Source organism: Leptospira idonii, from assembly GCF_004770995.1.
GTDB lineage: Bacteria > Spirochaetota > Leptospiria > Leptospirales > Leptospiraceae > Leptospira_A > Leptospira_A idonii.
Genome location: NZ_RQHW01000051.1, coordinates 25025 through 33843, shown reverse-complemented (window position 1 = coordinate 33843; position 8819 = coordinate 25025). Strand labels below are relative to the sequence as shown.

The following is an 8819-nucleotide window of genomic DNA, read 5'->3' as shown; positions in this document are numbered from 1 at the left end:
ATAATATTTGATTTTCTTCGACATTTTTGTCTCCTAAAAAGGAGCTTTTTAATGTCCGTTTTTTGGTAGGAACTCCAGGATCCCCACCCACTGAGATCAGGGCGGGGAGACCCTACAAAATTTTCCTCTCCCGACAGATTCGTTCAAGTCGGTTCTCCTAAAATATTGTATATTGTTTGATAGGTTCAGGAGATAGAATATGCGCTTTGCAAAAGAAATGGCCTTTTATTCGGCTTACCATCAAGAAAAGAGAAACGTCTGGATTCACGTAATCGGTGTTCCTACCATCAGCTTTACCCTGTTTTTGGTATTAAGCCGTTTCCAGATTTTTCAAGTTGCCGGTTACCAAGTTACCGCTTCTGCCATCTTTACTGTGTTAGTTCTCGGATATTATTTTACTTTGGACGTTTTGTTCGCTTTGGTATCCGCAGTTCTTTTCGGTTCTCTCTTTTTCGCTGCGGAGTATCTCACATCTACTTTGTCGTCCGGAATGGCATGGACTCTGTTCGGAATCGGCCAATTGGTAGGTTGGGGTTCTCAGTTTTACGGTCACTTCGTGTTCGAAAAAAGCAGACCGGCTTTGTTTGATAACTTATTCCAAGCACTCGTATCCGCTCCCTTATTTGTAGTGGCGGATGTGTTTTTCGAATTGGGATACCGCACCGAATTGAAGGATGCCGTTGAACAAGAGTTAAAAGCAAGAGGGCAATGGAAAGATTTTTCAAAACCTTTAAAACACGCTTAGTTCAGGAATGGGGGCTACAAAAACAAACTTTGATTTTGTTGCCCTGTCCTAAAAATCGGGAAGGTTGAACCCCGAACATTTTTTTAAAAGTGCGGCTGAGATGGGCTTGATCCGAAAAACCGGCCGCATGAGAAGCTTCTGTTAAATTTCCTCCGGACTGCAGCATCTTCGCCGCTTCATGAAGTCTTAGCCACAATAGATACTGTCTCAGAGGCAGTCCGAAGTTCTCTTTGAATAAATGCATCAATCGGTCTTTGGATAAATCTACTTCTTTGGCTAGTCGAGACACCGGAATGGAATGAGGAAGATTCGTTTTGATTAAATCCGCAGCCTTAGTCATTCGGCTGTCCATATTTGTTTTTTCCTTTCTTTGTCTGGATCCGCCTAAACTTTCTAAAATTTGATAAAATAAGTTTTCGGCTGATTTGCAATCCAAATCACCGGTCATCAATCTTTCACAAGAAGGCTTGAGTTTTTCCAGGTAAGATTCGGAAAGCGAGTGCGCTTTTTCTCCGGAAAAATTCGCTTTCAAAGAGGAGTAATCGTCGCTTCTAGGATCCAACTGTAGAACGATCATTTCCGAATCCCTTGCAATGAGTGTATGATAAAAATTAGGCGGTATCAGCACTCCTGAATGAACTTCTTTTCCGCCGTCTTTTAAAATGATTTCAAAAGGTTTCGTTAAGGAAAAAAGTATGGAAACCGCATAATGCGAATGCGGCTCCGTTTCCAATCCGGAACAACTGAGCAGTATCCTTTCTCCGAAGTAAAAAAGGCTTCCGTTTCTATTAGAAGTCATTAACTTAGAATCATGTATCTTAGCATGAAATCAATAAATATTGAGAAAATAATAAAGACTTTTGGCTTATATAAAAAGGTTCTATTACTCTTATTTTGCTCTTTTTGTTTTATGAGTCTAAGCTGCTCTTGGATTCGCTCAGGGGTCTCACCCGTCGTTCCAGACGACGAAGTGGAGATTATACCCGTCCGTGAGAATGTATTTCTTCATAGAAGCGTAGGTAGCGCACTCGGGCAATTATTCTCAGCCAACGGACTTGTAGTAGTGACGGGAAAGGGAATTTTAATCATAGATACTCCTTGGACGGAAGAACAAACCTCTTTTTTGATCAGAGAAACCTACAAAAGGTTTCAGAAAAAAATCAGTTTCGTCATCGCAACACACGGTCATGGGGACCGTATTGCGGGAATTAGAATATTTAAAGAAAATAATATTCCTGTGTTGAGCACCAGTTTGACGGCAGCAGAAGCGGTAAAAAACGGATTTATGCGCCCCGATCCTAAATTGGATTTGGATCCTAGATTGAGTTTAGGAAAAGTCGGTATCGAAGTTTATTATCCTGGTCATGGGCATACAAAAGACAATATCATTGTTTGGCTGCCTCATATACAGTTGTTATATGGAGGGTGTTTTGTAAAATCACTTGAATCGTCGCATCTGGGATACATAGGGGAAGCGGATCTTACAAAATGGAATATTTCTTTGAAATCGGTGAAACAAAGATATCCTGACGCTAAAATAGTAATTCCCGGTCATGGAGAACCTGGAGGAGCAAATCTAATCGACCATTCTTTGTTTCTTCTCGAAAAAGGAGCCGGGTTATAAAGCCCTGAGAACGAGAGATGTTCGGGCGAGAAAAGGGACTGTTTTACTTTCGCAGCACCCAATTCTCTCCGTTGTTTGCTCCTGACTTACGGATAAAAAGTCTTTTCTCCACGGAGATTCCCAGAAGAACTTGATAGATGTCCGTAAGGATGGGGCGGGAAGAATAATATCCGTGACCAAGACCCCCGATCCCTAGAACGGGAGAGTCCACTTCGTTCACATTGATCACGTCGATCCCTTCGAATTTATAACACATTCCCGCTCTGTTTCCTCCGTTTACTTTCTGAGAGGCAACAAGTGCATTGTCTCCAGGAGAACAATAGAGAGTGATTCTGTTCGATGAATCTAATAATTGTTTTGTGATTAGGCCGAATTCCGCTTTATCAAAATCAGGTGCGTTTAAAATCAATTGGTCTAAAAACTTTTTTCTTCCGTTTCTTACTTCCGAAGCGATTGCAGGAAGAACTACTTGGTGTCCCATACTATGTACTACCAAATGGATTTTCTTTCCTAGTTTTTCTACCTTTCCTAAAAAATTACCGAAAGGAACACGATTGAGTCTGGCTTCATTGAAGTTGGAATCATAAACGCTTCGAACCATAAGTTGATTCAAAACTCCAGCTTCGGAGCCGGCAGGCCAGGAGTAAAGAATCACTTCGCCGGGGAATTTCAAATCGTAACGGATTTGCCCGGCTCTCACAACCGCTTCATCGAAATTCACATTGAAGCCGTGCACGAAGATTAGGATTTCTTCAAAAGGGTTCGCTTTGATTTTAGCGAAAAATTCTTCTTCACTGTTGTCTCTTTTTCCCAAAAGTTGAAAGAAAGAATTTCTATCCTGAGAATTGTCCCAAGTGACGTCACCAATGGAATGTTTTGCGGGAATGTTCAAAGCACATTCTCCGTAATGAACTCCTATATCGGTCAAAAAACCGTAAGTGGCACTGTCGCAGTTAGGAGCCGTCACAGGATTGGATCTCCTTGTCGTGACGAAATTGACGGAAAGCACTTTGGTTTCGTCGAAACTATCCGTAATTCTTTTGTTTAATTCTTCGTTCAGTTTGACCGCTGGAATACAGCCGGATGTAAGTAAGACAAAACCGAGTAGGGCAGCTTTGAATTTCATTTATAAGAAAACCCCTTGAGGATTTTAGTAGGATTTATATTTTTTCCGTCTTTGATGATTTCGAAGTGAAGATGCGGCCCGAAACAGTAACCAGTACATCCTGAACGTGAAATTTGTTTCCCTGCGGACACATAGTCCCCTTGTTTTACATAAAGGCGGGAGTTGTGAGCGTATAAACTTTGGTATGATTCATCGTGTTGAATCATAACCGCATTTCCGTATCCTCCCATCCATCCGGAAAAGATCACCTTACCTTTTCTAGCCGCATAAACCGGTTCGTAATTGGCACGTAAATCGATCGCCATGTGGAATTTATATTGAGGATAACTTCTGGTTCCCCAGCCGGAGGTGATCACTTTGGATGTTACAGGAATTCTCCAGATAGGTCCCGTCTCTGGAATGACAGCGCCTGGTAAAAAAACTTTTTGGCCGGATTTAAGTAGATCGTAATCTTCTAAACTGTTTTCCGAATAGATATCTTCCATTTTGACTTTATAGAAGTCCGCAACTTTGGCCAATGTATCGCCTTTTTTCAGTTTATAAACAAGTCCTTGTTTATTGGGGATGTTGAGGATTTGGCCTTGCAGCAAAGCCACTTCCGCCTGGATTCCGGAAGAACCTGCAATGGATTCTGCAGACACTTTGAATTTACTTGCGATCTCTGAAAGCGTTTCGTTCTTTTTCACTTTGTACTGAGTGACTTTCAGTTTTTTCAGTTTGTCTTCTGTGGGTCGATCCAATTCGGCAGAACGAAGGATTGCGAACTTTCTATCTTCCGTTTCTTGCAGGTATTTTTCATCCGCAGATTTGGCTTCTCTGTCCTTGGTATCGTTCTCTTGAACTTCTTCCACTGCTGCTGCAGCGCTGCTTGCTTCCATATCAAGATAACTTTCGTCGTAACTGGGTTTGTTCCAAATCAGACTAAACAGTAGGGCAAGGGAAGCGGAAGTAAGAAATAGAGGGATGATTCTATATCGTTTGCGGTTGAGGTCTATGGTTCCGTGAAATACGGAAGTTTGCAAGTGAACATTATAAAAGAATTTACCCGGGGAAAGTTGGATGATATTGATATTTCCCCAGCGTAAGACATGCTTACCGATCGTAGTTTTTTCCGGAGATCGAAGTAGCATGATGACCGAATAAGGTTTTTATTCCTTGGTGTCTAAAGATTTAATTCCACCAAACGATTCTTCAACGATTTTGCGAACATCTTTCTTTTGACCACCGGTTATGGTAATATTTCCTTTTGCGACCACACCTTTTTGCAATTCAAGGTAAGGAGCGGTGATATCACCTAACATTCTACCTGTGCCTTCAAGTTTTACTTCATTTTCAGCTTTGATGTTTCCGATCAAAGTTCCGGAAATGATCACTTCCTTCGCACTGATATTCGTTTTTACTTTTCCAGTCTCGCCAATGACGAGGGCGTCTTCCGTTTTGATATCGCCTTCGAATTTACCATCGATTCTAAGGGAACCCGCAATGTAAAATTTTCCTTCGAAAATCGAACCCGGCCCGATTACGCTATTGATGGTGTCTTTACCTATCGCCATTCCTGCTCCTTTTTACCCTTCTGTGAGATTCAGAATTTTTGGTTTATGTGACAAGCCTTTTTAGTAGTCAATATCCTCATCCCCGCTGAAGAGACTTTTCTTTTTCTTCTTTTTGGGGAGGACTTGGTTTTGTTTCGTTTCCGAATGGTTTTTTTCCTTAGGAGTGACAGTTGTCTTAGGTTTTTCCTGCCTATGAGACACGGAAGGAGTGGAATCTGTAGAAATCCACTGAGATCCATGGTCCGCACAAACCTCTTTCGGAAGGGTTTGTGGCATAAAATACTCTTCGATCAGCTCTCTGCACTGAGATCCTGGCAATTTTCCTGACATTGTGCACACAGATCTGCGAACAATCTTTAGGTCATTTGCCCAAGTAAATTCGGCTCTAGGCTCCGATTCCAAGGATCTAGCCATAAATCGACCCCATACAGGGGCGGCCAATCTTCCTCCCGTCATTCCTCTTCCCAAAGAAATAGTTCCTACATCGTAGCCGAACCAAACGGAAGTGACTAATTCGGGAGTGTATCCTACGAACCAGGCGTCTCTGAAATTATTTGTAGTACCTGTTTTTCCATAAGCTGGACGAGAGAGACCGTAAGAAAGAGCGCCTCTTCCTGTTCCGTCTTTGACCACATCCGACATCATGGATGTGATGAGAAAGGCGGCTTCCGGGCTGATGACTTGTTTGCGATCAGATTCATCGAATTCCTTTCGAAAGTCTTTGATGATTTCTCCCGATTGGTTTTCCACATACAGAACGGAGATCGGATTTACCGTTTTTCCTCCCGACGCCAAGGCTGCGTAAGCTCTTGTCAATTCGTAAGGAGTGAGTTCGAAACTTCCCAAGGATACACTGAAGTTATAAGGAATGTCTCTTCCTGGAAGTTGCAATAACCCTCGTAAGGTGTCCATAATATTGGAAAGACCGATTTGTTCCAACACCCTTACTGCAACCGAGTTTTTGGACTGCTCCAAAGCCTTTCTTAGAAGAACGAATCCTGAATATTCTGCACTGTAATTTTCAGGAGCCCATTCGTCTCCGTCTTCCATCAGATATTGAAGAGGGGAGTCCGCAAATAAGGTAGCAGGCGTTACGTTTTTTTCCGGATCGGGATTTTTACCTGAGTAGTCCATTGCCGCAGCATACAAAATGGGTTTGAATGCGGAACCAGGTTGTCGGAACGCCTGAAAAGATCGGATTTGTTGGTTGTCGGAACGGAAACCAGAACCTCCCACCATGGCAGTGATATAACCTGTGTTTGGTCTGATGGAGATAAGAGAACCTTCCACGGAGAGAAGATGGTCTTGAGGAGATTGTTGGATATAATTTTTATCCAAAACGTCTCCTAAGGAATCGTCTCCCACAAGCAGGTTTAATGTGGTGAAAATATCGCGGATCTCTTCCTGGTAGGCGGAAGAGAAAGTTCTTTCCGAACGGGAGATTTTAAATTTGAACTCTGGAAGATCGTAAAGAAGCTCTAATAACTGATAGCTGGAACCGAATAAATCGTCGAATGCGTCCACATTACGGAAAGCTCTTTGGTTGGATTCTTGGCTTTGTCTGTGGAGTGCGGGAAGAAGAGCTTTTTCCGCTTCTTCCTGGTGTTTGATATTGATCGTAGAATAAATCTTCAGTCCGCCGTTATATAATCTTTCCTTTCCGATGGTTCGGAGGAGATTTTTACGAATATATTCAGTGATATAAGGGAATCTGTTCAATCTGTCCGAAAAAGCGGAATCGTTCGGAGAACGGTTCAGGGTCGCATAATAGTCCATTAGGTGAGTGTATTCTTTTTCCGCATCTGCTACGCTCATCCTTCCGTTTTCGATGAGCTTTTTGAATACGACTCTTACTTTATTTACACTCGTAATCGGATTTGTCAAAGGACTGAATTGAGTGGGTCTTGTTGTGAGACTTGCTAAAATGGCAGCCTCTCCCCAACTGATATCCTGTACTTCCTTTCTGAAATAAAACCGCGCTGCCGCACCTACACCTATGGTTCCATGTCCTAAAGGAATTTCATTCAAATACACTTCCAAAATTTTATCTTTGGAGTAGGCGGTTTCCAGAAGAGTAGCAAGCCAAGCTTCTCTGGCTTTTCTTGCAATGGATCTTTCGATTGTAAGATACTTTAGCCTTGCCACCTGTTGTGTGATGGTAGAGGCACCTTCTTTCACTTTTCCTGCCAAAATATTGACAACGAAGGCGCGTGCGATTCCCCTCAAATCGATTCCATTGTGGGAATAGAATTGGTTGTCTTCCGTAGAAAGAAAACATTGAATCAGTTTGTGTCTATGATCGGTAGAAAGAGGGTTTGCTTCTTTTTTTAAAGAAGCAACTTCTACGGGAATTCTTGAAAATTTATAATATTCTGCAATCGGCTCGAACTTACCTTTTTCGTTCTGTGCAAAAAGAATGGAAGGGATGTCGTATTCAGCAGCTTCCTTCAGGCGAAAAAAATCTTTTACTGAACCTGTCAGAAGAAAGACGTTCAATGTCCCTAGGATCAGTATGGCGATCGTAGTTTTTCGAAGAACGTTTCCCTGATCCCAAATCCAGGAAGTAAGATCTCGAAACCATACGATAAAAACTTTCTCAAAGAGCCCTACGGGTTCTTGTTTCATTTGCGATTCTCGTTCATAAACATTTTATTTATATAGGAAGAAGGACTAAATCAAAGGGGAAAATTCTTTCATGCTGGAAATTCCCTGATAACGAAGACCGGTATCCAGATTGTATCCGCCGTATGTCTCCAAGATCTTGGATCTGCTTTCTGGAGAAAAGCTATATTCGTAGGCGCGTGTTAGGATTTCTTTTGCTGCATGACTGGCTTGGTTTAAAAGTTCGATAAACGAATCTTTAAAAACCCGTTTCGGGTCTGCAGGATAATGCCATTCCCTTTTTTCTTCGTTCATGATTTTAGGATTGATCGTTTCCAAAGTGGGAAGCATGAGAACGCTTGCGTTGTATTTATGGAAAGTTAGGTTGTCTACCAAAGTGACAAGCCCTCTCATCCAGGGACTTCTGGAATCGATCGTGGAATTGAAACGATAAAAACCCATATAAGATTCGTTTAATATATCACCCGGAATGATTTTCTTTTCGGAGCCTAGATAGGAAGATGTGAATTCCTGTGGAAATGTTTCTTTGAGTGCGTGAAGCCAAAACTGCCAAAGAATGGGATCCATTTTATTTTTGATTCCCACGGTTCTATGGCGGATGTCAATGTATTGGGGGAAATCGTATTCTCTGGCACTCATTCCCCATCTGTAGTGAAGGAGCATCGTATCCAATCCGAACTCTACCTTCATATGGTTGACTTGCGCCTGATAGGAGATCTTCTTATCGTCGTTATAGTAATCGCCGGATATATAAAAAATATAAGGATGGGTTTGGATGTCCACCACGCAGTGGCAAATGTATCCCAGTGCGAAAGCGAGATAACGATCTCTATAAAGACCCATCTCCGTATCGTGGATTTGATTCAGGAAGTTAAGTATAAGTTCTGTTACACGAGAGTGATGGGATAAGTCCCCCCAGAAAGCCGCTTTTTTCGTTCTGGTCGGCTGCAGTACATGGTAAAAATAAAAAATATCGGGGGCGACCGCACCTAAATTCGCATAGGAAGCGACATCCGGCCGATTGAGTAGTGCTGCGATTTTCCTTTGAGTGGCATTGCCGTGTTCCAAGTGTTTTTTCACCTGGGAGAGCGCTTCTATGTGGGTGATCTTTCCTGCCATATTACTTTTTTTGACTTTTAAGAATGGAAC

Annotated in this window: 8 protein-coding genes; 2 read left to right on the top strand and 6 right to left on the bottom strand. The window is 42.2% G+C overall.

From position 1 onward, the window contains the following. Nucleotides 1-199 precede the first annotated feature (199 nt). A complete protein-coding gene (locus EHS15_RS15865; protein ID WP_135761574.1) occupies nt 200-745 on the top strand; it encodes an Mpo1 family 2-hydroxy fatty acid dioxygenase in 546 nt (181 codons plus the stop codon). A 1-nt stretch (nt 746) separates the two neighbouring features. Here EHS15_RS15865 and EHS15_RS15860 read toward each other — a convergent pair whose 3' ends face one another. Continuing rightward, nucleotides 747-1544: a helix-turn-helix transcriptional regulator gene (locus EHS15_RS15860; RefSeq protein WP_135761573.1), complete on the bottom strand. Its 798-nt coding sequence runs from the start codon at nt 1542-1544 to the stop codon at nt 747-749. 171 nt (nt 1545-1715) lie between these two features. Between EHS15_RS15860 and bla the strand changes: the two genes are divergently transcribed. After that, the gene (gene bla, locus EHS15_RS15855) at nt 1716-2369 is read left to right on the top strand and encodes a subclass B1 metallo-beta-lactamase (RefSeq protein WP_167884253.1); all 654 of its coding nucleotides are present in this window, start codon (nt 1716-1718) and stop codon (nt 2367-2369) included. Nucleotides 2370-2412: 43 nt separating this feature from the next. Here bla and EHS15_RS15850 read toward each other — a convergent pair whose 3' ends face one another. From EHS15_RS15850 to EHS15_RS15830, 5 genes are read right to left on the bottom strand one after another with little or no spacing between them, the layout of a single operon-like run. Next, nucleotides 2413-3495, bottom strand: a complete 1083-nt coding sequence (locus tag EHS15_RS15850) for an alpha/beta hydrolase (RefSeq protein ID WP_135761571.1) — start codon at nt 3493-3495, stop codon at nt 2413-2415. Further along, on the bottom strand, nt 3492-4625 hold the full coding sequence (locus EHS15_RS15845) for a peptidoglycan DD-metalloendopeptidase family protein (RefSeq protein ID WP_135761570.1): 1134 nt from the start codon (nt 4623-4625) through the stop codon (nt 3492-3494). Before EHS15_RS15845 ends, EHS15_RS15850 begins: the two co-directional genes overlap by 4 nt. Before the next feature lie 18 nt (nt 4626-4643). Further along, nucleotides 4644-5048, bottom strand: coding sequence for a bactofilin family protein (locus tag EHS15_RS15840; protein ID WP_135761569.1), 405 nt, complete (start codon nt 5046-5048; stop codon nt 4644-4646). A 60-nt stretch (nt 5049-5108) separates the two neighbouring features. Further along, nucleotides 5109-7673: a penicillin-binding protein 1A gene (locus tag EHS15_RS15835; RefSeq protein ID WP_135761568.1), complete on the bottom strand. Its 2565-nt coding sequence runs from the start codon at nt 7671-7673 to the stop codon at nt 5109-5111. A gap of 45 nt (nt 7674-7718) precedes the next feature. Further along, entirely contained in the window at nt 7719-8789 is a 1071-nt protein-coding gene (locus tag EHS15_RS15830) for a zinc dependent phospholipase C family protein (protein ID WP_135761567.1), read from the bottom strand. Between the last annotated feature and the right edge of the window lie 30 nt (nt 8790-8819).

Excerpts from the sequence above, each read along its gene's own strand:
- EHS15_RS15865 (WP_135761574.1), top strand. The coding sequence starts at position 200 with ATGCGCTTTGCAAAAGAAATGGCCTTTTATTCGGCTTACCATCAAGAA.
- EHS15_RS15860 (WP_135761573.1), bottom strand. The coding sequence starts at position 1,544 with ATGACTTCTAATAGAAACGGAAGCCTTTTTTACTTCGGAGAAAGGATA.
- EHS15_RS15850 (WP_135761571.1), bottom strand. The coding sequence starts at position 3,495 with ATGAAATTCAAAGCTGCCCTACTCGGTTTTGTCTTACTTACATCCGGC.
- EHS15_RS15845 (WP_135761570.1), bottom strand. The coding sequence starts at position 4,625 with ATGCTACTTCGATCTCCGGAAAAAACTACGATCGGTAAGCATGTCTTA.
- EHS15_RS15840 (WP_135761569.1), bottom strand. The coding sequence starts at position 5,048 with ATGGCGATAGGTAAAGACACCATCAATAGCGTAATCGGGCCGGGTTCG.
- EHS15_RS15835 (WP_135761568.1), bottom strand. The coding sequence starts at position 7,673 with ATGAAACAAGAACCCGTAGGGCTCTTTGAGAAAGTTTTTATCGTATGG.
- EHS15_RS15830 (WP_135761567.1), bottom strand. The coding sequence starts at position 8,789 with ATGGCAGGAAAGATCACCCACATAGAAGCGCTCTCCCAGGTGAAAAAA.